Annotated in this window: 23 protein-coding genes; 19 read left to right on the top strand and 4 right to left on the bottom strand. The window is 70.8% G+C overall.

Annotated elements, in window-relative coordinates; translation table 11 throughout:
- The first annotated feature begins 99 nt into the window (after positions 1-99).
- From msrA to AVME950_RS00735, 11 genes are all read left to right on the top strand, one after another.
- Positions 100-639 carry a peptide-methionine (S)-S-oxide reductase MsrA gene (msrA, locus tag AVME950_RS00785; RefSeq protein WP_284428380.1) on the top strand — a complete coding sequence of 180 codons (540 nt, stop codon included), beginning with the start codon at positions 100-102 and terminating at the stop codon, positions 637-639.
- Positions 640-774: 135 nt separating this feature from the next.
- On the top strand, positions 775-1,233 hold the full coding sequence (locus tag AVME950_RS00780) for a hypothetical protein (RefSeq protein ID WP_284428379.1): 459 nt from the start codon (positions 775-777) through the stop codon (positions 1,231-1,233).
- Positions 1,234-1,238: 5 nt separating this feature from the next.
- On the top strand, positions 1,239-1,439 hold the full coding sequence (locus AVME950_RS00775) for a hypothetical protein (RefSeq protein ID WP_284428378.1): 201 nt from the start codon (positions 1,239-1,241) through the stop codon (positions 1,437-1,439).
- Between the two features lie 138 nt (positions 1,440-1,577).
- Positions 1,578-2,060, top strand: a complete 483-nt coding sequence (locus tag AVME950_RS00770; protein WP_284413175.1) for a Fur family transcriptional regulator — start codon at positions 1,578-1,580, stop codon at positions 2,058-2,060.
- Positions 2,057-2,728, top strand: coding sequence for an ABC transporter ATP-binding protein (locus AVME950_RS00765; RefSeq protein ID WP_284428377.1), 672 nt, complete (start codon positions 2,057-2,059; stop codon positions 2,726-2,728). The genes AVME950_RS00770 and AVME950_RS00765 overlap by 4 nt, the downstream gene beginning before the upstream one ends.
- An 11-nt stretch (positions 2,729-2,739) precedes the next feature.
- A complete protein-coding gene (locus AVME950_RS00760) occupies positions 2,740-3,990 on the top strand; it encodes an FtsX-like permease family protein (protein WP_284428376.1) in 1,251 nt (416 codons plus the stop codon).
- 92 nt (positions 3,991-4,082) lie between these two features.
- Complete coding sequence (locus AVME950_RS00755; protein ID WP_284428375.1) at positions 4,083-4,343, top strand: hypothetical protein; 261 nt, start codon at positions 4,083-4,085, stop codon at positions 4,341-4,343.
- 109 nt (positions 4,344-4,452) lie between these two features.
- Complete coding sequence (locus AVME950_RS00750) at positions 4,453-4,986, top strand: DUF3299 domain-containing protein (protein WP_284413182.1); 534 nt, start codon at positions 4,453-4,455, stop codon at positions 4,984-4,986.
- A 51-nt stretch (positions 4,987-5,037) separates the two neighbouring features.
- Entirely contained in the window at positions 5,038-5,463 is a 426-nt protein-coding gene (locus AVME950_RS00745; RefSeq protein WP_284428374.1) for a hypothetical protein, read from the top strand.
- A gap of 211 nt (positions 5,464-5,674) precedes the next feature.
- Complete coding sequence (locus AVME950_RS00740) at positions 5,675-7,891, top strand: TonB-dependent receptor (RefSeq protein WP_284428373.1); 2,217 nt, start codon at positions 5,675-5,677, stop codon at positions 7,889-7,891.
- 401 nt (positions 7,892-8,292) lie between these two features.
- On the top strand, positions 8,293-9,246 hold the full coding sequence (locus tag AVME950_RS00735; protein ID WP_284428372.1) for an AEC family transporter: 954 nt from the start codon (positions 8,293-8,295) through the stop codon (positions 9,244-9,246).
- Between the two features lie 51 nt (positions 9,247-9,297).
- On the opposite strand, the gene pdxH is transcribed toward AVME950_RS00735, so the two are convergent.
- Together pdxH and AVME950_RS00725 are read right to left on the bottom strand one after the other, a co-directional pair.
- A complete protein-coding gene (pdxH, locus tag AVME950_RS00730) occupies positions 9,298-9,951 on the bottom strand; it encodes a pyridoxamine 5'-phosphate oxidase (protein WP_284428371.1) in 654 nt (217 codons plus the stop codon).
- Between the two features lie 31 nt (positions 9,952-9,982).
- The gene (locus AVME950_RS00725; protein ID WP_284401998.1) at positions 9,983-10,579 is read right to left on the bottom strand and encodes a gamma-glutamylcyclotransferase; all 597 of its coding nucleotides are present in this window, start codon (positions 10,577-10,579) and stop codon (positions 9,983-9,985) included.
- Positions 10,580-10,637: 58 nt separating this feature from the next.
- On the opposite strand from AVME950_RS00725, the gene AVME950_RS00720 reads away from it, so the two are divergent.
- Positions 10,638-11,168: an OmpA family protein gene (locus tag AVME950_RS00720; RefSeq protein ID WP_284428370.1), complete on the top strand. Its 531-nt coding sequence runs from the start codon at positions 10,638-10,640 to the stop codon at positions 11,166-11,168.
- A 101-nt stretch (positions 11,169-11,269) separates the two neighbouring features.
- On the opposite strand, the gene AVME950_RS00715 is transcribed toward AVME950_RS00720, so the two are convergent.
- Positions 11,270-12,238 carry a threonine ammonia-lyase gene (locus AVME950_RS00715; protein ID WP_284428369.1) on the bottom strand — a complete coding sequence of 323 codons (969 nt, stop codon included), beginning with the start codon at positions 12,236-12,238 and terminating at the stop codon, positions 11,270-11,272.
- A gap of 114 nt (positions 12,239-12,352) precedes the next feature.
- Here AVME950_RS00715 and AVME950_RS00710 point away from each other — a divergent pair, with 114 nt between their 5' ends.
- Positions 12,353-12,826 (top strand): Lrp/AsnC family transcriptional regulator, encoded by a 474-nt coding sequence (locus tag AVME950_RS00710; protein ID WP_284427879.1) that lies wholly within the window; start codon positions 12,353-12,355, stop codon positions 12,824-12,826.
- Here AVME950_RS00710 and gntR read toward each other — a convergent pair whose 3' ends face one another.
- Positions 12,827-13,855, bottom strand: coding sequence for an HTH-type transcriptional regulator GntR (gene gntR, locus AVME950_RS00705; protein ID WP_284428368.1), 1,029 nt, complete (start codon positions 13,853-13,855; stop codon positions 12,827-12,829). It lies immediately after the preceding gene.
- A gap of 161 nt (positions 13,856-14,016) precedes the next feature.
- Between gntR and AVME950_RS00700 the strand changes: the two genes are divergently transcribed.
- The 6 genes from AVME950_RS00700 to eda all read left to right on the top strand — a co-directional run bounded on the left by AVME950_RS00700 (position 14,017) and on the right by eda (position 20,137).
- Positions 14,017-14,595, top strand: coding sequence for a gluconokinase (locus tag AVME950_RS00700; RefSeq protein WP_502869341.1), 579 nt, complete (start codon positions 14,017-14,019; stop codon positions 14,593-14,595).
- The gene (locus AVME950_RS00695) at positions 14,592-15,152 is read left to right on the top strand and encodes a TRAP transporter small permease (RefSeq protein ID WP_487090191.1); all 561 of its coding nucleotides are present in this window, start codon (positions 14,592-14,594) and stop codon (positions 15,150-15,152) included. Before AVME950_RS00700 ends, AVME950_RS00695 begins: the two co-directional genes overlap by 4 nt.
- Positions 15,153-15,162: 10 nt before the next feature.
- Positions 15,163-16,443: a TRAP transporter large permease gene (locus AVME950_RS00690; protein ID WP_284428366.1), complete on the top strand. Its 1,281-nt coding sequence runs from the start codon at positions 15,163-15,165 to the stop codon at positions 16,441-16,443.
- Positions 16,444-16,517: 74 nt separating this feature from the next.
- Positions 16,518-17,528 (top strand): TRAP transporter substrate-binding protein, encoded by a 1,011-nt coding sequence (locus AVME950_RS00685; RefSeq protein WP_284402011.1) that lies wholly within the window; start codon positions 16,518-16,520, stop codon positions 17,526-17,528.
- Positions 17,529-17,657: 129 nt separating this feature from the next.
- Entirely contained in the window at positions 17,658-19,466 is a 1,809-nt protein-coding gene (edd, locus tag AVME950_RS00680) for a phosphogluconate dehydratase (protein WP_284428365.1), read from the top strand.
- On the top strand, positions 19,463-20,137 hold the full coding sequence (gene eda, locus AVME950_RS00675; RefSeq protein ID WP_284429541.1) for a bifunctional 4-hydroxy-2-oxoglutarate aldolase/2-dehydro-3-deoxy-phosphogluconate aldolase: 675 nt from the start codon (positions 19,463-19,465) through the stop codon (positions 20,135-20,137). The genes edd and eda overlap by 4 nt, the downstream gene beginning before the upstream one ends.
- Positions 20,138-20,242 lie beyond the last annotated feature (105 nt).

Raw genomic sequence — 20,242 nt, 5'->3', positions numbered from 1 at the left:
ACTGACTGGTTAGTAATGTAGCAATCCCGCAGAGCAGCGTCAACGCGGCAGGACTTCCATAATGGCCCGATCGCCACTTCTTGCCTGTAAGACCATCCCATGACACTGCAAACCATCACCCTGGGCGGCGGCTGCTTCTGGTGCACCGAAGCCGTGTTCGACCGCGTTCGCGGCGTGACCGACGTGGAGAGCGGCTATGCCAACGGCCGCGCGCCCAACCCCACGTACGAGGACGTCTGCACCGGCACCACCGGCCATGCCGAGGTGGTGCGGCTGACTTTCGACCCCGCGGTGATCGCGCTGCGCGACCTGCTGGAGATCTTCTTCGCCACGCACGACCCCACCACGCTGAACCGCCAGGGCAACGACGTGGGCACGCAGTACCGCAGCGGCATCTACACCGAAAACCCCGAGCACCAGGCCGAAGCCGAGGCGATGGTGCGGCAGATGTCGCAGGACAAGCTGTTCGGCGCCCCCATCGTGACCGAGGTGGTGCCGCTCAAGGGCTACTGGCCGGCCGAGGATTACCACCAGGATTACTTTCTGAACCACCCCGGCCAGGGCTACTGCGCCTTCGTGGTGGGCCCCAAGGTGGAGAAATTCCGCAAGACGTTCACCCGGTTCCTGAAGCCGGACTGAGCCGGCGGCGCCCCGGTGGCCTGCGGTCGCGCGCCACCGATTCGACCAGTGGTTACGTAATTCATCGGCAAAATCCTTCGGTTTTTGTCTAGACTTGCGCCCTGTCAAAACAAGGACTCAGGCGGAGGTCGGACCGTGTCGGCAGGTGCAGAGAATGAACCCCGGTGGCTGGACTATTGGCGGGAGAACATGGAGGCGCTCGGGATTCCCGTGCCCGCCACCGCGTTCCCGAATGACGCGTTGATCGTGGGCACCATCAAGACCCTGGTGGACGCCGCCCGGGTGCATGGGCCGCGGGTGACGGTGGGCGAGCTGATCGTCGCCGGCACGCTGCCCGAGCGCCTGGCCATGCTGGGGGCATTGGGCGTGGCCTACTTCGCCGGGGCGGCGGTGGGCAGCGCGGCCGTGGCCACCGGCCGGGTGATCTCGGGCGGCACCGGCCTGTCGGACGTGCTGTTCTATGCGTCGCGCCACGGCTTTCTCAACCCGCAGGTGGGCACGGTGCTGCAGACCCACCCGCAGATCTACCAGCGCCAGCACGCGGGGCGGCTCACCCTGGCGCTGCCTCCGCAAAGCCTGCCTCGGCTGAGGTGAATCCCATGGCTCCATCCCCCTTCAAAGACGGAACGTACTTGCTGGTCACGGCATTGGCGTGCGCAGGCGCATCGTGGCTGGCATTCGCGTATTTCGGGCAGGCGGTGTTCTACGGACTCTTCGGCCTCTCCTGGCTGGTCCTCAGCCTGGACAACGTGCGGTTGCGGCGCCAGCTCCGGAAACTGCAGGACGGGCAGGCGCCGTAGCGGCCGGGTGGGGCAGGCGGGCAAACCGCCAGACCGCCGAATGGGAAGGGTGGCTTGGGGCAAAGCTGCCATAATGCAACCCGTTTGCGTTACCAAGCCATCCCCGGCGCCTTTTGCGCGCGCCGCCGGCCGCCCGCCATGCCCCGTTCTCCCCACCCCGATCCCTCCGCGCCCCGCGCCCTGCCGCCCGGCCTGCGTTCCACCCGCGCCACGCGCGCGCTGCTGGCGCTGATGTCCTCGCAGCCCTCCGTCGCGGTGTCCGGCGCGGAGGTGGAATCCGCCCTGGCACGCCGGGGCGTGGTGGTCAACCGCGTCACGGTCTACCGGCTGCTGGACCGGCTGGCCAGCGCCGGGCTGATGCGCCGGCACATCGATGCCCAGCGCGTGGCCCGCTACACCCTGGTGGGCCACAAGAGCGAGCCGGCCGCGCCGCATTTCGAGTGCAACGACTGCCACCGGCAGTTTCCCGTGACCGAAGGGGCGGCCCCGCTGCAGGCGGCCGCGCGCCAGATGCTGAAGGCCCTGGCCTCGGCCGGCCACGACCGCCTGGCGCTGGACGTCGCCGTGCGCGGCCGGTGCGCCGTGTGCGCGCAAACCGCGCACCCCGGGGACGGCGAGTGATCCGCACGCAGGCGCTGGCCTTCGCCCACGCCGGCACCGCACCGCTGCGGTTTCCCGATGTGGACCTGCCGCAGGGCGGCTGCCTGCTGCTGCAGGGCCGCTCCGGCTCGGGCAAATCGACGTGGCTGGCCCTGGTGGCCGGGCTGCGCCGCGCGAGCGCCGGCACGGTGGAGGTGGCGGGCCAGGCGCTGGACCGCCTGGGTGGCGCGGCGCGCGATGCCTGGCGGGCGCGCCACATCGGCTTCGTGCCGCAGACCCTGCACCTGAGCGCCGCGCTCACCGTGGCCGAGAACCTCGCGCTGCCGTACTTCGCCGCCGGGCTGCCGCGCGATGCCGCCGCCATCCACACCGCGCTCGACCGCCTGGGCGTGGCCCCCCTGGCGGGCCGACGGCCGCATCAACTGTCGGGCGGGCAGGCGCAGCGCGTGGCCCTGGCGCGGGCCGTGCTGCTGTCGCCCCGGGTGCTGCTGGCCGACGAGCCCACCGCCAGCCTGGACGACGAGGCCGCCGCCGATGCGCTGGCGCTGCTCACGGCCTGCGCCGAGGCGTGCGGCGCCAGCCTGGTGGTCGCCACGCACGACCGGCGCGCCGCGCAGGCGCTGGCGGGCCGGCCGGGCGCCCAGCACCTGGATCTGAATGAAATCGGCCTGCAGGGCAATCAACCCTAGGGCATATCGCTATGAAAAATATAGCAAACGTCCTGGGCCTTTCGTGGCGCTACCTGTGGTCGCGCCCGCTGCCGGCCGCGCTCAACCTGCTGCTGCTCGCGCTCGGCCTCGCCGCGGTCACGCTGGTGCTGCTGGTCAGCCGCCAGATCGACCAGGCGTTCGAGCGCGACGTGCAGGGCATCGACCTGGTGGTGGGGGCCAAGGGCAGCCCGCTGCAGCTGATCCTGGCGGGCGTGTTCCACATCGACGTGCCGCCCGGCAACATCGCCCTGGCCGACTTCGAGGCGCTGGCCCGCCAGCCGCTGGTGGCCGAGGCCATTCCGCTGAGCCTGGGCGACAGCTTCTCGGGCTACCGCATCGTGGGCACCACGCCCCAGTACCCCGCGCACTACGGCGCCGCGCTGGCCCAGGGCCGCCTGTGGCAGCAGCCCATGGAGGCCGTGCTGGGCGCCGCGGTGGCGCGCGCCATGGCCAGCGCCGCGCAGGATGCCGCGCCGGGGCAGGGCGATGCGCTGCTGGGCCGGCGGTTCGTGGGCAGCCATGGCCTGGCCGGTGGCGGGCACGCGCACGGCGACCACCCCTACACCGTGGCGGGCGTGCTCGCGCCCTGCGGCTGCGTGCTGGACCGGCTGGTGCTCACCGCCACCGAATCCGTGTGGAAGGTGCACGAAAGCGCGCAGGCCGACGACCCCGACGATCTGGAGGCGCTGCGCCAGGAGCGCGAGGTGACGCTGGCGCTGGTGCGCTACCGCAGCCCGCTCGCGGCCGTGACCCTGCCGCGCTACATCAATGCCAACACCCCCATGCAGGCCGCCGCGCCCGCCGTCGAGGTGACGCGCCTGCTGCGCCTGCTGGGCGTGGGCTCCGACTTGCTGCAGGCCTTCGGCGCGGTGCTGCTGGGCGTGGCGGCGCTGAGCGTCTTCATCGCGCTGTGGAACGCCGTGCGCGAGCGCCGCGCCGATCTGGCCATGCTGCGCATGCTGGGCGCCTCGCCCGCGCGCGTGGGCGGCCTGCTGCTGGCCGAGGCGCTGTGGCTGGCGCTGATCGCCTCGGGCCTGGGCCTGGCCGCCGGCCATGCGCTGGCGGCGGTGGTGGGCTGGATGCTGCAGGCGCAGCACGCCATGCCCGTCACCGGCGCGCTGTGGCTGCCCGAGGAATGGGCGGTGCCCGGCCTCGCGGTGGCCGTGGCGGCGGTGGCGGCGCTGCTGCCGGCCGTGCAGGCGTACCGGGTGGACGTGGCCGACCTGCTGGCGCGGCCCTGACCTGGAATGCCTGGATGCCTCGATGCCTGGACGTCCCCCGAACCCTTTCCCCTGTTTTTGTCACCCACCTCCTGAATGAAAGGACTTCTTCCATGACCGCCACCTCCCGACTCCGCGCCCTGGCGCTCGCACCGATCTTGCTGCTGGCCGCCGTTGCCGCCCAGGCGCAGCAGCATTCCGACGCCGATACCCAGGCCGACATCCAGCGCCACCGCGCCATGGCCGCCGCGCACGAGGCCGCCGCCAAGTGCCTGGAATCCGGCAAGGGCCACGACACCTGCGAGAAGGAACTGCAAGCGGCGTGCAAGGGCCTGGCCATCGGCAAGTTCTGCGGCATGAAGCACCAGCATTGATCGCGATTCGATCCGTCGCATGCGCCCCTGCCCGGCGGGGCGCTGCGACAATCGCACCGGCCGGGCAGGGCGCCCGGCCGCCGTTCGCCGCCTTTTTGAGGACCCCCGCATGAAAGCCATCCCCCTCGCATTCGCCTGCCTGCTGGCCTGCGGCGTGGCCGGCGCGCAGGCGCCGGACGGTGCCGGCGCGGCGCTGTCGTCCCCGCTGGGCGGCGGTGGGCTGCCCCCGGGCAACGGCGCGGGCTACCACAGCCCGCAAAGCCCGATCAAGCCGCTGCCCACGCGCAGCGACGTGGTCCCCTGGTCCACGCTGACCAACCTGCAAAAGAAAACCCTCAAGACCCGCATCGAGCCGGTCTTCAACCCCGAGCAGAAGGCGCTGAACCAAACCGTGCAGCGCGTGCAGGGCTTCATGGTGCCCATGACGGCCAAGCCGCAACAGCGGCACTTTTTGCTCACCTCGGTGCCGCTCACCTGCGCCTTCTGCATTCCCGGCGGGCCGGAGAGCATGGTCGAGGTGAAGGCCTCGTCCCCCGTCACGTATTCGCTCGAACCCGTGGTGGTCGAGGGCCGCTTCGAGACGCTGCGCAACGACGAGTACGGCCTGTTCTACCGCATGGTCGACGCCAGGCCCGTCCCGTGATGCGAGCGCTTCGCTGACACTGCGCCCCGACCCGCCGCCCCCACATTCCCCATGACACCCGCGCGCCCGCAGACACTGCCGCACCGCCGACGCATCGCCGTCTGGTGGATCGCGTTCGCGCTGCTGCTGGCGCCGTTGCTCGGCCGCATGCACCAGGTGGTGCACGGCGGGGCGCCGGGCCTGGCCTCGGCCTCCGTCTCCTGGGCGGCGGGCGTGGCGCACCATGCCACGGCGCCCACGGCGCCCGATGCGCGGCCAGGGCAGGGCGGCGACGCACTCCACGCGTTGTTCGCCGGCCACCATGGCGCCGACTGCCAGTTGCTGGACCAGCTGCTGCTCGGCGGCGCGCTCCTGGCGGCCCTGGTGCTGCCGGCGGCCCACGGCGCCGCGCAGGCACCGCTGCCGGAGCACCCCTCGCACACCGGCACGCGCCAGCGTTCGGCCTTTCTCGCCCGCGCGCCCCCTGCACAGGGCTGAAGCGCGCCCCCGTGCGGCCACCGGCCGCCATGCGGGGCTACTCCTTTTTTGATAGCTACCTGCCCTAGATGAATATGCGCTGGTGGCACTTTTTGGCCTGACTGCCTGCACAGCGATGGGGCCGTCCCGCCAGCCCGGGCGTGGTCCGGGCGGGCGCGGATGGAGCCGCACGTGCGGGCCGCCGCTCTCTTTTTTCGTGAAGCCTTTGTCCATGAACTCCCACACCTCCACCGCGCGCCCCCCCCGCACCGCCGCTTCGCGCCGTGCCACGTTGCGCCCCCTGGCCTGGGCCGCACTCCTTGCGCTGGGTGGCCCCGGCCTGGTGCCGGCCGGGCATGCCCAGTCGGCCGCCGCCATCGCCCAGGCACCTGCCGAACCCGCACCCGCGGGCGTCCCGGCTGCCAGCGCATCCACGCCCACGCCTACCGCCCGCCTGCCCGAGGTGACCGTCACCGGCAACCCGCTGGGCGCCGCCACCGTGATCGCGCCGGCCGCGCAGCTGTCGGGCGATGCGCTCACCCTGCGCACCCAGTCCACCCTGGGCGAGACGCTGGACGGCCTGCCGGGTGTGAGCAGCACCTACTTCGGCCCCAATGCCAGCCGCCCCATCATCCGCGGGCTGGACGGCGACCGCATCCGCATCCTGCAAAACAGCGGCGCCACGCTGGACGCCTCGGCCCTGAGCTTCGACCATGCCGTGCCCACCGAGGCGCTGGTGACCGAGCGCATCGAGGTCCTGCGCGGCCCGGCGGCGCTGCTGTACGGCGGCAGCGCCGTGGGCGGTGTGGTCAACGTGATCGACAACCGCATTCCCCGCGAGCCCATCAACGGCGTGGCCGGCAAGGCCGAGGCGGCGGCCGCCACGGGCAACGGCGAGCGCTCGGGCGGCGCGATGGTGGAGGGCGGCAACGACCGCTATGCGCTGCACGTGGACGTGTTCGACCGCGACACCGACGACGTGCGTGCCCCGGCCGACCTGGCCTGCGAAAAGCCCGGCTCGCCGGGCCTGGCGCGCCGCATCTGCAACTCCGCCAGCCACACGCGCGGCGGCGCGGTGGGCGGCACGGTGTTCTTCGACCGCGGCTACCTGGGCGCCTCGGCCAGCACCTACCGCAACGACTACGGCACCGTGGCCGAGGACGACGTGACCATCGGCATGCGCTCCAACCGCTACGCGCTGGACGGCGAGTGGCGCATCGACGCGGGCCCGCTGCAGAGCATCAAGATGCAGGCCAGCCACACCGACTACGTGCACACCGAATTCGAGGGCGGCGAGGCCGGCACCACCTTCCGCAACCGGGGCAACGACCTGCGGCTGGAGGCCAAGCACGCGCCGCTGGGCGCGCTGCAGGGCGTGATCGGCCTGCAGGCCGAATCGTCGCGCTTCTCGGCGGTGGGCGAAGAGGCCTTCGCGCCCTACAGCCGCAGCCGGTCCACCGCGCTGTTCGCGCACGAGGAACTGGCCACCGGCTGGGGCAAGCTGACCTTCGGCGCCCGCACCGAGCAGGTGAGCGTGGAATCGTTCGGCAGCGCCGACACCGACCGCTTCGACACCGGCAAGCACACCTTCCACCCGCACAGCGCGGCGGTGGGCGCGCTCGTGAACCTGGCGCCCGACTGGCAGCTGACCTCCAACCTGTCGTACACCCAGCGCGCGCCCAAGGACTACGAACTGTTCGCCAACGGCCCGCACATCGCCACCGGCGCCTGGGAGACGGGCGACAGCCGCCTGGGCCTGGAGAAGGCGACCAGCATCGACGTGGGCGCCGCCTGGAAGAGCGGGCCTCAGCGATTCGCCGTCACCGCGTTCTACAGCCGGTTCTCCAACTACATCGGCCTCACGCCCACGGGCGCCAGCCTGACGGAAGAGGGCGAGCGCGTGCCCGCCGGCACGGCCGATGCGCTGCCCGAGTACCGCTACCAGGGCGTGCGCGCCAAGTTTTACGGCCTGGAGGCGAGCGGCAGCGTGCGCCTGGTGGGCGAGAGCGGCCTGGCCAGCGCCACGCTGTTCGGCGACACGGCATCGACGCTCGACCTGCAACTGCGCGGCGACCTCGTGCGCGCCACCAACGAGGACACGGGCGAGCCGCTGCCGCGCATCGCGCCGCTGCGCCTGGGCAGCACGCTGGCCTGGGCCAGCGGCCCGTGGCGCGCCGGCGTGGGCTTTGACCACCTGGCCGCCCAGGACCGCGTGCCCAGCGACGGCACCCGCGCCACAGGCGCCTACACACTCTGGAACGCCTCGGTGGGCTACCACCAGCAGGTGCAGTTCGGCGCCACGCGCAGCAACCTGCTGTGGTATGCGCGCCTCGACAACATCACCGACAAGCTGGCCTACAGCGCCACCTCGATCCTGACCACCACGGCGTTCCCGAAGTCGCCGCTGCCGGGCCGCAGCCTGAAGGTGGGCGTGAAGGCAACGTTCTGAGCGGGCGCCGGGGCCGGGCCGCCGGGCGCCGTCGCACGCCCGGGCGGGCTCCGCCCGGGTCCTTGGGGCATTGGCGCCAGGAATTGCTATGGATTTAATAGCAATATGCCCTAGTGATGATTGCGCCGGAGCCCGTTTTGAAGTATGGCGCAAGGGTATGAGGGCGCCCCTTTCGCCAGTACCGACCGTCTGGGACTGGCGCGGGCCTGGACCATGCGCGCCGGGCCGGGGGCGTGTGCACGCCGCAGCGGCTCACCGGCGCGCGGGCGGCTGGACATCCGCCGGGACAGGACAGGCCGGTGCGTCGAGCCGCCACCCCACGGGACCCATCGGACGCGGCGGTGCGCAGGGCGCGATGCACCGCACCGATAATCGAAGGCTTTGTCCGCAGGATCGCCGCCGTGAACTCCCCCGTCTTCGCCTCCATGATCCCGGTGATCCTGTTCATCGCCATCGGCTTTCTCGCCGGGCGCCTGGGCTGGGTGCGGGCCTCGGCGGTCAAGGACCTGTCCAACCTGGTGTTCCTGGTGCTCACGCCCGCGCTGCTGTTTCGCACCATGGGCACGTCGCGCGTGCAGGACCTGAACTTCGAGCCGGTGGGCCTGTACTTTCTCGCGGCCGGGCTGGTGTTCGTGGTGTCGCTGGCGCTCATGGGGTTCTCCACCCGCTCGGCCGCGTTCGGGCTGGCCAGCATGTTCAGCAACACCATCATGATCGGCGTGCCGCTGGTCGGGCTGGTCTACGGCCAGGAAGGGCTGGTGACGCTGTTCACGCTGATCTCGCTGCACGCGCTCATCCTGCTCACGGCGGCCACGGTGGTGTTCGAGCTGGCGCAGGCGCATGAAAGCCAGCGCGACGGCCGCAGCGCGCCGCGCCCCATGCTGCACACGGTGCTGCAGGCCGTGCGCAACGGCATCCTGCACCCGGTGCCGCTGCCCATCCTGGCCGGCTTGCTGTTCGCGCAGACCGGCCTGCACCTGCCCGAGGTGGTGGACAAGCCGCTGCAGCTGCTGGGCATGGCGCTCGGCCCCATGGCCCTGCTGCTGGTGGGCGTGACGCTGGCGTTCAGCAAGGTGGGCCGCCATGCGCGCGACGCCCTGCGCATTTCGCTGGTCAAGAACCTGGCGCACCCGGTGCTGCTGCTGGCGCTGGCCTGGGCCTTCGGCCTGGGCGGCACCTCGACGGCGGTGATGTTCCTGGCCGCGTCGCTGCCGGTGGGGGCCAACGTGTTCCTGTTCACGCAGCGCTACGACACCATGCAGGACGAGGTGACGGCCAGCATCGCCGTGTCCACCGCGCTGGCGCTGGTGACGGTGCCGCTCATGCTGGTCGTCGCGCAGCGGTTCTTCCACTGAGGCCTGGCGCCCGGTCGGCCGGGCCGACGCGCCGGCGCACGGCGCGGGCGGTCAGGGCGCGAGGCGCTCGCGCACCCACTGGCCGCCATCGGCCCGGTAGCGCAGCCGGTCGTGCAGCCGGCTCTTGCGGCCCTGCCAGAACTCCCATTGCTCGGGCTTGAGGCGGTAGCCGCCCCAGTGCGGGGGCCGCGGCGGGCTGAGCAAAAACTGCGCGCCGTACCTGGCCGCGTTGGCCACCAGCACGCCGCGCCCGGGGATCACCTGGCTTTGCGGGCTGGCCCAGGCGCCGATGCGCGAGTCCAGCGGGCGGCTCTTGAAATAGGCGTCGCTCTCGGCGTCGTCCACCTTTTCCACGGTGCCTTCGATGCGCACCACGCGTTCCAGCTCCACCCAATGGAACTGCAGCGCCGCGAACGGGTTGCCCGCCAGTTGCCGGCCCTTGCGGCTGTCGTAGTTGGTGAACCAGACGATGCCGCGCTCGTCGTAGCCCTTGACCAGCACGATGCGCGTGCTGGGCCGCAGATCGGGCCCCACGGTGGCGAGGGTCATGGCGTTGGGCTCGGGCACCTGGGCGGCCAGGGCCTGCTGCAGCCACTGGTCGAACTGGGCCAGCGGATCGGCCAGGGAGGCGTCTTCGCTGAGTTCCGCGCGCTCGTAGCTCTTGCGCAGGTCGGCGATGGAGGAGGAAAGGGGGCTGCTGCTCATCGGGCGATTGTGCCCCGGCGCGCGCCGCGGGTCAGCGCTTGTGGCCGGGCGCCAGCGCCAGCAGCTTGCCCAGCGCCCGGTCGTGGATGCCCAGGCGGCGCAGTTCGTCGTAGGTGGCCTGGGCGTAGTCGCGGGTGGTGCCGTAGATGCCGGTGGCCTGCTCGAAGATGCGGCGGTATTCGTCGTCCGGCAGCACGCCGGCATGGCTCGGGCTGCGGCGCGACAGCGTGAAGGCGAGGGCGCGCACCGTGCCCTGGGGCGTCTGGCACGGCAGCCAGCGCGGGTCGTACACCGCCAGCGCCATCTCGCGCTGCCAGAGGTTGACCATGGTCTGGCGGGCGTGCTCGCGGTCCACGCGGAACACCATGCCGCGGCAGCTGCCGCCCGAGAGCATGCCGAACACCAGGCCGGGCCGCTCGGGCGTGCCGCGGTTGATGCGGCTCCACATCTTGAGGGCGCGGTGCCAGCCATGCACGCGGGCGGGGCGCTGCTCGGCGAAGTCGAAATCGGGCCGCCAGATCAGCGAGCCGTAGCCGAAGATCCACAGATCGTCCTGGCCGCCCCATTCGTCCAGGGTGCGCTGGAGCAGGGGGGCGGGGTCGCGCAAGGGGGCGGGCAGCGGCGTCATGACTCTACAATCGCGGGTTGTCTTCAGCCCCCATTATTTACTTTACGGAGTTCTTCCCATGGCCTTCAGCAGTTCCGATGACGACAGCCAGCAACGTTTTGCCCTCGGGTTCCTGTTCGCGTTGATTGCCCTGGTGGTGTCCTCGGTGGTGGGCGTGACGGTGTACAAGCAGCGCAGCCTGGCGCGCGCCCCGGTGGTCGAGCCCGCCGCCGTGGTGGTCGCACCCGCCGGCACGCTGGTGGTGGCCGAGGACGAAGTGGCCCGCGTGGTGGTGGATGGCGGCGTGGTCCGCTTCTACTTCGCCACGGGCCGTGCGGACCTGGCTCCCGGTGCCGCACCGGCCCTGGCCGACGTGTCGCGTGCCGTGGCCGAAGGCCGCTCGGTGGTGGTCTCCGGTTACCACGATGCAACGGGCGACGCCGCCGCCAACGCGCAGCTGGCCAAGGACCGCGCCCTGGCCGTGCGCGACGCGCTCAAGACGGCCGGCGTGCCCGAAGACAAGATCGACCTGCGCAAGCCCGCCGTCACGCAGGCCGGCGGCAGCAACGCCGAAGCCCGCCGCGTCGAGGTCACGCTGGCACCGCTTTGATCCGGGCGTGAGGGAGTGGCCGCCGGCCGCGTCCTCCGATCCCTCGACAGCAAGCCCGGTCCGCCGGGCTTTTTCTTTGGGCGCCGCGTTCCGAAATGACCTCAATGCAGCCACTGCACGATCTGCTGCGGGGTGAGGTTGCTGCCGCACAGCACGGTCGCCAGCTTCTGCGAGCGCAGCACGGGGTGTTCCATCACCGCGGCCACGCCGACGATGCCGGCGGGCTCGACCATCAAGCCGGCCGTCTGGAACACCAGATGCATCGCGCGCCGGATGGCCGCATCGCTCACCAGCAGCACGTCGTCCACCAGGCCTTGCATGTCGTCCAGCGCCTGGGGAACGGGCCGCCGGACCGCGATGCCATCGGCGATGGTCTGCGTGGCGGGCCGCTCGATCAGCCGGCGCGCCTTCCAGGAGGCGGCCATGGCATCCGCGCCTTCCGCGCAAACGCCGATCACCCGCGTGGCCGGCGCCTGGGCTTTCGTCCACAGGCCCATGCCATTGAGCAGGGCGCCATTGCCCAGCGGCACCAGCAGGGCATCGAAGGCATCGCGCGCCAGCAGTTCGCGGGCGATGGTGCCGGCGCCTTCGCTGATTTGGGTCTCCAGCCCATCCTCGACCAGCAGCGCGCCGGAGGACGCGCAAAAGCGCCGGGCCTCTTCCTTGGCGGTGTCGAAGTCGTCGCTGTGCAGGCGCACCTCCGCGCCCATCGCGCGCATCCGCTCGACCTTGAAGGCATTGGCCGTGGTGGCGGTATAGACCACCAGCGGCCAGCCGCGGGCGCGGCACGCATAGGCCATGGCCTGCCCCCAGTTGCCGGCCGTGGCGCAGACCAGGGGCCGGCCGGCCAGCGCCGCCGCGTTGTCCTTGAGGAAGAAGTCGGCGCCGCGCCCCTTGAACGAGCGCAGCGGGTTCAGCGTTTCGACCTTGAGCGTCAGGACGGCGCCCAGCGCCTGGCTGAGCGGCTCGCATTCGTACTGCGGGCTGTGGAGAAACACGGGGTCGATCAGGGAGGCCGCGCGCTCGATGTTGCGCAGCGAGAGGCGGTGGGGGGTGTCGATAATGGTCATGCCCAAAGTATGCAAACCGGGGCGGTGGGCCGGGCCGCGATCGCGCCCCCGCCAGCGCCGCCTCGCCGCATTGTGGGCGCCTTCCACGCGGCCTTCGTGCAACCCTCCGACGCCATGCCCCTCGACGCCTTCGACCGCCAGATCCTCGACCTCTACCAGCGGGACACCCGCGTGCCCAGCGAGCAGATCGGCGCGCGCGTCGGCCTGTCCGCCGCGGCGGTGCAACGGCGATTGAAGCGCCTGCGCGAGGCGGGCGTCATCCAGGCCGAGACCGCCCAGCTCGATTGCACCCGGCTGGGCCTGGGCATTACGGCCATCGTGCAGGTCGACCTGATCGACGAGTCGGCACGCGCCACGCGGGCCTTCCGCGAGACCGTGGGACAGCGCGGCGAGGTGCAGCAATGCTACGGCGTGGCCGGCAGCGTCGACTACGTGCTGATCGTCATCGTGCCCGACCTGGCGGCGTACGAGGCCTTCTGCGAGGCGTGCCTGCTGCACGACCCCAACGTGCGCAGCTTCACCACGCAGATCGTTCTGGATGCGCACCAGCGCGGCGCACCGCTGGCCATTCCCGCGCTGGATCGGTGATCAGGTGCTGCCGCGCACGACGAGTTCGTAGCCCAGCTCGACGCATCCCGGCCCGGTGGGCGCGCCGCGCATCAGCCCGAGCAGCATCGCCGCGCCGGCGCGCCCGACCTCGGCGCGCGGCGTGCGCACGGTGGTGAGCGGCGGCACCATCTGGTCGCTGCCCTCCAAGTCGTTGAATCCGGCCACCGCGATCCGCCCGGGCACCGCCACCCCCAGCCGGTTGGCCGCCAGCAGCCCGCCCTGGGCGATGTCGTCGTTGCAAAAGAAGATGGCATCCACGCCGGGCAGGCGGCGCACCACCTCTTCGAACAGCCGCGCGCCCAGTGCGACCGACGAGCGCTCCGGACTGAGCACCTCCAGCGCCGGGTCGTACAGGCCAGCCTCGCGCAGGCAGCGGCGGTAGCCCTCGGCGCGCTGCAGCGTGCGCGGGTCCAGCTGGGCGGCGCAGAAGGCGATGCGGCGGCGGCCCCGGTCCAGCAGGTGGCGGGTGATGGCCGCGCCCGCAGCGGTTTGCGAAAACCCCACGCAGGCGACGTTCGGCGCCGTGCTGGTCTCCATCAGGTGCACGCAGGGCACGCCGCTGCGGGCGATGAGCTGGCGGGCGGTTTCGCTGCGGTCGAACCCGGTGACCAGCAGGCCGGCGGGCCGGTGGGGCAGGTAGGTGCGCAGCAGCAGCTCTTCTTCGGTGGTGTCGTAGTGGGTCACGCCGATGAGCGGGTGAAAGCCCTCGGGAAACAGCGTGCGGTGCACCGCCTCCAGCAGATCGACGAAGAGCGTGTTGGACAGCATGGGCACCAGCACCAGCACCTGGGTGCTGCGCTGGGAGGCGAGGGCGCGCGCCGCCGGATCGGGCACGTAGCCCAGGCGGTCGGCCGAGGCGCGCACACGCTCGGCCAGTTGCGCGTCCACGCTGCGTTCGCCGCGCAGCACGCGCGAGACGGTGATCGGGCTCACGGCGGCATCGCGCGCCACGTCGTCGAGCGTGATGCGGCCGCTGGAACGGCGGGGGCGGCGGGTGGCGTCGGTCAAGGGTTAATCCGGAGCAGTCTGGGTGGCATTGTTTCCTAAGATAGCGCTATCTTTCACAGGGTAAACAAGCATGCGGCGACCGATGGCGCTGTAGCGTGCGGCAAACCCGGCCCAACCACCCGCGGTGCGGCGCCATGCCCCACCGCATTTCTTCGAATTCAATGGATAGCGCTATCTCAATGTTTCGCCCGCAGGCCATCGTCGTGATGGGCGTGTCGGGCTGCGGCAAATCCAGCGCCGGTGAGTCCTGCGCGCAGGCCCTGGGCTGGACGCTGCACGAAGGCGACGCCTACCACGCCCCTGAGAGCATCGCCAAGATGCGGGCCGGCACGCCGCTGACCGATGCCGACCGCGCCGGCTGGCTCGGCCGCCTGGCCCGGTTGCTGGACTCCAGCGAAGGCGGGCCGGGCGTGGTGCTGACCTGCTCCGCGCTGCGCCGCAAATACCGCGACCGCCTGCGCGAGGCGCACCCGGCGCTCGGCTTCGTCTTCCTGAAGCTGGGCTATGACGAAGCGCTGGTGCGCGTGCAGTCGCGGCCCGGCCACTTCTTTTCGCCCGCCCTGGTGGCCGACCAGTTCGCCACGCTGGAATCGCCCGAAGGCGAGCCCGGCGTGCTGACGCTCGATGCCACGCAGCCCATCGCCACGCTGGTGCAGGACGCCGTGGCCTGGGTGCGCGGCCCCGAGGCTTTCACCCCCGAAAAAACAGGCCGCGACACAGCGGCAGGAGACAACGCATGAGCAGTCCGCAGCCGCCGACGAGGGATCTGGCCGCCCCGTCCGCCCCGTCTTCTTCCCCGCACGCGCCACCCCGCCGCAAGCCGGCGCTGCAGCGGCTGGCCGAGCTGTTCATGGTGCTGGCGCTCGCCGGCATGGTGGTGGCGGTGTTCGTCAACGTGGTGCTGCGCTATGTGTTCCACACCAGCATCGTGTCGTACGAAGAGGTCTCGCGCCTGCTGTTCGTGTGGCTGGTGGCGGTGGGCTCCATCGTCGCGGCCTTCGAAGGCAAGCACCTGGGCTTCGACATGCTCACCTCGCGCGTGAAGGGCGGGGCGCGCAAGGGCCTGTTCTGGGTGAGCCAGTTGCTCGTGGCGGTGTGCATGGTGCTGCTGCTGAAGGGCTCGTGGGAGCAGGTGGTGGCCGGCATGAGCAGCTACAGCACGGTGCTCGGCTACCCGCTGGCGCTGGCCGCAGCCGCCACGCTGGTGCTGGCGGCAGGCCTGCTGGTGGCCCTGGTGTTCGACCTGCTGCGCGGCGAGCCGCCCACGCCGGCCGGCCCGGCGGGCGACATCGAATAAGGGGCCGGACATGATCGTGACCGCGATTTTTCTGCTGGTGCTCATCGGCGGCATGGTGATCGGCATGCCGATCGCCCACGCGCTGGTGCTGACGGGCGTGGCCCTGATGTGGCACCTGGACTTCTTCGACTCGCAGCTGCTCGCGCAGAACCTGCAAGCCGGCTTCGACAACTTTCCGCTGCTGGCGGTGCCGTTCTTCATCCTGGCGGGCGAGCTGATGAATGCGGGCGGGCTGTCGCGCCGCATCATCGACCTGGCGCGCGCTTTCGTGGGGCACATCCGCGGAGGCCTGGGCTTCGTGGCCATCGGCGCCGCGGTGCTGCTGGCCTCGATGAGCGGCTCGGCCATCGCCGACACCGCGGCCCTGGCCACCATCCTGCTGCCGATGATGCGCCAGCAGAACTACCCGCCCAGCTACAGCGCGGGCCTGCTGGCATCGGGCGGCATCATCGCGCCGATCATTCCGCCGTCGATGCCGTTCGTGATCTACGGGGTGACGACCAACACCTCCATCAGCAAGCTGTTCCTGGCGGGGGTGTTTCCGGGCCTGATGATGGGCATCTTCCTGATCCTGGCCTGGTGGTGGATCGCCCGCAAGCACCAGCTGCCGTCCATGGAGCGCGTGGAATGGGGTGCGCGCATGAAGGCGCTGGTCAACAGCTTCTGGGCCATGATGATGCCGGTCATCATCCTGGGCGGGCTCAAGGGCGGCATCTTCACGCCGACCGAAGCCGCCGTGGTGGCCGCGGTCTACGCCCTGTTCGTGTCGATGTTCGTCTACCGCGAACTCACCTGGGCCCAGTTGTACGAGGTGTTCCTGGCAGCGGGCAAGACCACCGCCGTGGTGATGTTCCTGTGCGGCGCGGCCACCGTGACGGCCTACATGATCACCCTGGCCGACCTGCCCGCCATGCTGGCGGACAGCTTCTCCGGGGTGATGGGCAATCCCATCGTGTTCATGGCGCTGATGATGCTGTTCCTGCTCGTCGTGGGCACGGCCATGGACCTGACGCCCACCATCCTGATCTTCGGGCCGGTGTGCCTGCCGCTGGCGGTGAAGGCCGGCATCGATCCGGTGTACTTCGGCTTCATGTTCATCTATGTGGGATCCCTCGGCCTCATCACGCCGCCCGTCGGCACGGTGCAGAACGTGGTGGCGGGGGTGGGTGGTCTGCGCATGGAGACCGTCATCAAGGGCACCACGCCGTTCCTGCTGATGTACGTGGTGCTGCTGGTGCTGTTCGTGCTGTTCCCGGTGCTGATCACCGGCCCGCTGCGCTGGCTGCACTGAGCCGCCGCCGGCCCCGATTTCCAATGGTTTCGTTTTCCCTCTCTCTTCAGCGCTTTCAATACAAGGAGACAAGCATGCGTATCCGTTTCGCTCTCGCCGGCCTGGTGGCCGCACTGGTGGCCGCCGGGGCCGCCCAGGCCCAGGACTTCAAGCCGCGCCTCGTGCGTTTCGGCTATGGCCTGGTCGACGATTCCAATCAGGGCCGCGCGGCGCGCCTGTTCGCGCAGGAGGTCGAGAAGGCCTCCGGCGGCAAGATGAAGGTGCGCACCATCGGCAACGCCGCCCTGGGCTCCGACACCCAGATGCAGCAGGCGCTGATCGGCGGCGCGCAGGAGATGATGGTGGGCTCCACCGCCACGCTGGTGGGCATCGCACCCGAGATGGCGGTGTGGGACACGCCGTTCCTCTTCAACAACGTGAAGGAGGCCGATGCCGTGCTCGACGGCCCGGTCGGCGAAAAGGTCAAGGCCAAGCTGGAGCCCAAGGGCATGGTCGGGCTGGTCTACTGGGAGAACGGCTTTCGCAACCTCACCAACAGCAAGCGCCCCGTCAACAAGCTGGAAGACCTGGGCGACATCAAGCTGCGCGTGATGCAGAACAACGTGTTCCTGGACAGCTTCAAGGCCCTGGGCGCCAACGCCGTGCCGCTGCCGTTCTCGGAACTGTTCACCGCCCTGGAAACGCGCGCGGTCGATGGGCAGGAGAACCCGTTCAACACGGTGGTGTCCAGCAAGTTCTACGAAGTGCAGAAGTACCTCACGGTGACCAACCACGTGTACAGCCCGTGGATCGTCACCGTCAGCAAGAAGTGGTGGGACACCCTCTCCGCCGCCGAAAAGAAGGTGCTGCAGGACGCCGCCGTCAAGAGCCGCGACTTCGAGCGCAAGGACACGCGCGAAGAAGCCGCCAAGGCCCTGGCCGACCTCAAGACCAAGGGCATGCAGGTCAACGAACTGCCCGGCTCGGAAGCCAACCGCATGCGCGAGAAGCTCGCCAGCGTGAACACCGGCATCGCCAAATCGGTCGGCCAGGAAACCTGGGACGCGGTGAACGCGGCCGTCAAGCAGGCGCGCGGCGCGCAGTAACCCGGCACGCATGGGCTCGCCCCGCGGCCACGGGCCGGGGCGGGCCGACACATGCCCTTTGCCTACAGACGGAGCGGCCTGCGGGTTTACCATGGGCGCTCCGCCAGCCCGTTGCCAACACCCGCCAGCATGCCCATCCACGACACCGTTGAAGCCGTTACCCGGCGCATCCGCGAGCGCAGCGCGCCCACCCGCGCCGCCTACCTTGCCCAGCTCGAAGCCCATGCACACCGCGACCGCGGTGCCGACCGACTGGGTTGCGCCAACGTGGCGCACGCCTTCGCCGGCATGCCCGGCAACGACAAGCTGCGCGTGGTGGCCCAGAAGGCACCCAACGTTGGCATCGTCAATGCCTACAACGACATGCTCTCGGCCCACGCGCCGCTGCAGCACTACCCCGATCTGATCAAGGACGAAGTCCGAAAGCACGGCGCCACCGCGCAGGTCGCCGGCGGGGTGCCCGCCATGTGCGACGGCGTCACGCAGGGCACGCCCGGCATGGAGCTGAGCCTGTTCAGCCGCGACGTGATCGCCATGGCCACGGCGGTGTCCCTGAGCCATGACGTGTTCGACGCCGCGCTCATGCTGGGCGTGTGCGACAAGATCGTGCCCGGCCTGCTCATCGGCGCGCTGCAGTTCGGCCACCTGCCCACCGTCTTCGTGCCGGCCGGCCCCATGACCTCGGGCCTGTCGAACAACGCCAAGGCCAAGGTGCGCGAGCAGGCCGCGCAAGGCCTGGTGGGCCGCGCCGAACTGTTGGCCGCCGAATCCGCCGCTTACCACAGCGAAGGCACCTGCACGTTCTACGGCACCGCCAACAGCAACCAGATGCTGCTGGAAGCCATGGGCCTGCACGTGCCCGGCACCGCCTTCATCAACCCCGGCCAGGCGCTGCGGCAGGAACTGACCCGCGAGGCGGCACGCACCGTGCTCGGCCCCGCGTGCCCGCCCATCGGCAAGGTGATCGACGAGCGCGCCATCGTCAACGCCATGTCGGCCTTGCTCGCCACGGGCGGCTCCACCAACCACCTCATCCACTGGGTGGCCGTGGCGCGTGCGGCCGGCATCGTCATCGACTGGGACGACTTCGCCGCGCTGTCGCACGCCGTGCCGCTGCTGGCCCGCGTGTACCCCAACGGTAGCGCCGACGTGAACCAGTTCCAGACCGCGGGAGGCCCGGGCTACGTGCTGCGCGAACTGCTCGATGCCGGCCTGATGCACGAAGACGTGCTCACCGTGCGGCCCGGCGGCATCCGCGAATACACCCGGCTGCCCCATGGCGACGCCGAAGGGCGCCTGGGCTGGACCGACATCGGCGCCAGCGGCGACGACGGCGTGCTGCGCCCGGCCACCGCGCCGTTCAGCGCCACCGGCGGCCTCAAGCTGCTGCAGGGCAACCTGGGGCGCAGCGTGATCAAGGTCTCTGCGGTGCCGGAAGACCGCCACGTGGTCGAGGCGCCCGCCGCCGTGTTCGGCTCGCAGGCCGAACTGCAGGCCGCCTTCCAGGCCGGGCAGCTGGACCGCGACGTGATCTGCGTGGTGCGCTGGCAAGGGCCGCAGGCCAACGGCATGCCCGAGCTGCACAAGCTGACCCCGCCCCTGGCCGTGCTGCAAGGCAAGGGCTACCGCGTGGCGCTGGTGACCGATGGCCGCATGAGCGGCGCATCGGGCAAGGTGCCCGCGGCCATCCACGTCTCGCCCGAAGCCAACGCCGGCGGCGCGCTGGCGCGGGTGCAGGACGGCGACATCATCCGGCTGGACGCCGTGGCGGGCACGCTCGACGTGCTGGTCGATGCCGCCACCTGGCAGGCCCGCCCGCCCGCCGTGCTGCCGCCCGCACAGGCCGAAGACAACGCCCACGGCTGGGGCCGTGAACTGTTTGCCGGATTCCGGCGCAACGCGCTCAGCGCAGAAGAGGGAGCCTGCTCGTGGCTGTGAACGACGACGACACCAACCAGCAGAACCACGGCAACGCGGCCTTCACCGCCGTACAGGTCATGCGCGACGCGCCGGTCATCCCGGTCATCGTGCTGAACGATGTGGCCCACGCCGTGCCCATGGCCCGCGCCCTGGTGGCTGGTGGCATCCGCATGCTGGAGGTGACGCTGCGCACCCCGCAGGCCCTGGCCTGCATGGAAGCCATCGCCCGCGACGTGCCCGAAGCGGTGGTCGGCGCCGGCACCGTGCGCAGCGCGGCCGACGCCCAGGCCGCCGCGCGCGCCGGGGCCCGCTTTGCGGTGAGCCCGGGCTTCACCCCCGCGGTCGGCCGCGCCTGCCGCGACCTGGGGCTGCCGCTGCTGCCCGGCGTGGCAACGGGCAGCGAAATCATGATGGCTCAGGAAGAAGGCTTCAACGCGCTGAAGTTCTTCCCCGCCGTTCAGGCCGGCGGCCTGGCCATGCTCAAGGCGTGGCAAGGGCCGTTCGGCGATGTGGTCTTCTGCCCCACGGGCGGGATCCAGCCGGGCAATGCGGCGGAGTTTCTGGCGCTGGGGAATGTGGCCTGCGTGGGCGGGTCGTGGCTGGTGCCAGGGGATGCGCTGGCGCAAGGGGATTGGGCGAGGGTGACCGAGTTGGCGCGGGGGGCCGTGGCGCTGCGCGCGAAGGTTTGATTCGAATGGGCTGCTGGCGCTTACGGGTAGGTGCTCGCCGCTGTCCCAAAAACAGTCGGAGGGTGGCGGTTTATTTTTGATCGCCGCAGCTATCTCCGTATCCGG

This window comes from Acidovorax sp. SUPP950, assembly GCF_030158935.1.
In the GTDB taxonomy this organism is placed as follows: Bacteria; Pseudomonadota; Gammaproteobacteria; order Burkholderiales; family Burkholderiaceae_C; genus Paracidovorax.
The sequence above is the reverse complement of the archived record's forward strand: the minus strand, read 5'-3'. Positions and strand labels throughout refer to the sequence as shown.

Excerpts from the sequence above, each read along its gene's own strand:
- msrA (WP_284428380.1), top strand. The coding sequence starts at position 100 with ATGACACTGCAAACCATCACCCTGGGCGGCGGCTGCTTCTGGTGCACC.
- AVME950_RS00775 (WP_284428378.1), top strand. The coding sequence starts at position 1,239 with ATGGCTCCATCCCCCTTCAAAGACGGAACGTACTTGCTGGTCACGGCA.
- AVME950_RS00770 (WP_284413175.1), top strand. The coding sequence starts at position 1,578 with ATGCCCCGTTCTCCCCACCCCGATCCCTCCGCGCCCCGCGCCCTGCCG.
- AVME950_RS00760 (WP_284428376.1), top strand. The coding sequence starts at position 2,740 with ATGAAAAATATAGCAAACGTCCTGGGCCTTTCGTGGCGCTACCTGTGG.
- AVME950_RS00755 (WP_284428375.1), top strand. The coding sequence starts at position 4,083 with ATGACCGCCACCTCCCGACTCCGCGCCCTGGCGCTCGCACCGATCTTG.
- AVME950_RS00750 (WP_284413182.1), top strand. The coding sequence starts at position 4,453 with ATGAAAGCCATCCCCCTCGCATTCGCCTGCCTGCTGGCCTGCGGCGTG.
- AVME950_RS00745 (WP_284428374.1), top strand. The coding sequence starts at position 5,038 with ATGACACCCGCGCGCCCGCAGACACTGCCGCACCGCCGACGCATCGCC.
- AVME950_RS00740 (WP_284428373.1), top strand. The coding sequence starts at position 5,675 with ATGAACTCCCACACCTCCACCGCGCGCCCCCCCCGCACCGCCGCTTCG.
- pdxH (WP_284428371.1), bottom strand. The coding sequence starts at position 9,951 with ATGAGCAGCAGCCCCCTTTCCTCCTCCATCGCCGACCTGCGCAAGAGC.
- AVME950_RS00725 (WP_284401998.1), bottom strand. The coding sequence starts at position 10,579 with ATGACGCCGCTGCCCGCCCCCTTGCGCGACCCCGCCCCCCTGCTCCAG.
- AVME950_RS00720 (WP_284428370.1), top strand. The coding sequence starts at position 10,638 with ATGGCCTTCAGCAGTTCCGATGACGACAGCCAGCAACGTTTTGCCCTC.
- AVME950_RS00715 (WP_284428369.1), bottom strand. The coding sequence starts at position 12,238 with ATGACCATTATCGACACCCCCCACCGCCTCTCGCTGCGCAACATCGAG.
- AVME950_RS00710 (WP_284427879.1), top strand. The coding sequence starts at position 12,353 with ATGCCCCTCGACGCCTTCGACCGCCAGATCCTCGACCTCTACCAGCGG.
- AVME950_RS00700 (WP_502869341.1), top strand. The coding sequence starts at position 14,017 with ATGGATAGCGCTATCTCAATGTTTCGCCCGCAGGCCATCGTCGTGATG.
- AVME950_RS00695 (WP_487090191.1), top strand. The coding sequence starts at position 14,592 with ATGAGCAGTCCGCAGCCGCCGACGAGGGATCTGGCCGCCCCGTCCGCC.
- AVME950_RS00690 (WP_284428366.1), top strand. The coding sequence starts at position 15,163 with ATGATCGTGACCGCGATTTTTCTGCTGGTGCTCATCGGCGGCATGGTG.
- AVME950_RS00685 (WP_284402011.1), top strand. The coding sequence starts at position 16,518 with ATGCGTATCCGTTTCGCTCTCGCCGGCCTGGTGGCCGCACTGGTGGCC.
- edd (WP_284428365.1), top strand. The coding sequence starts at position 17,658 with ATGCCCATCCACGACACCGTTGAAGCCGTTACCCGGCGCATCCGCGAG.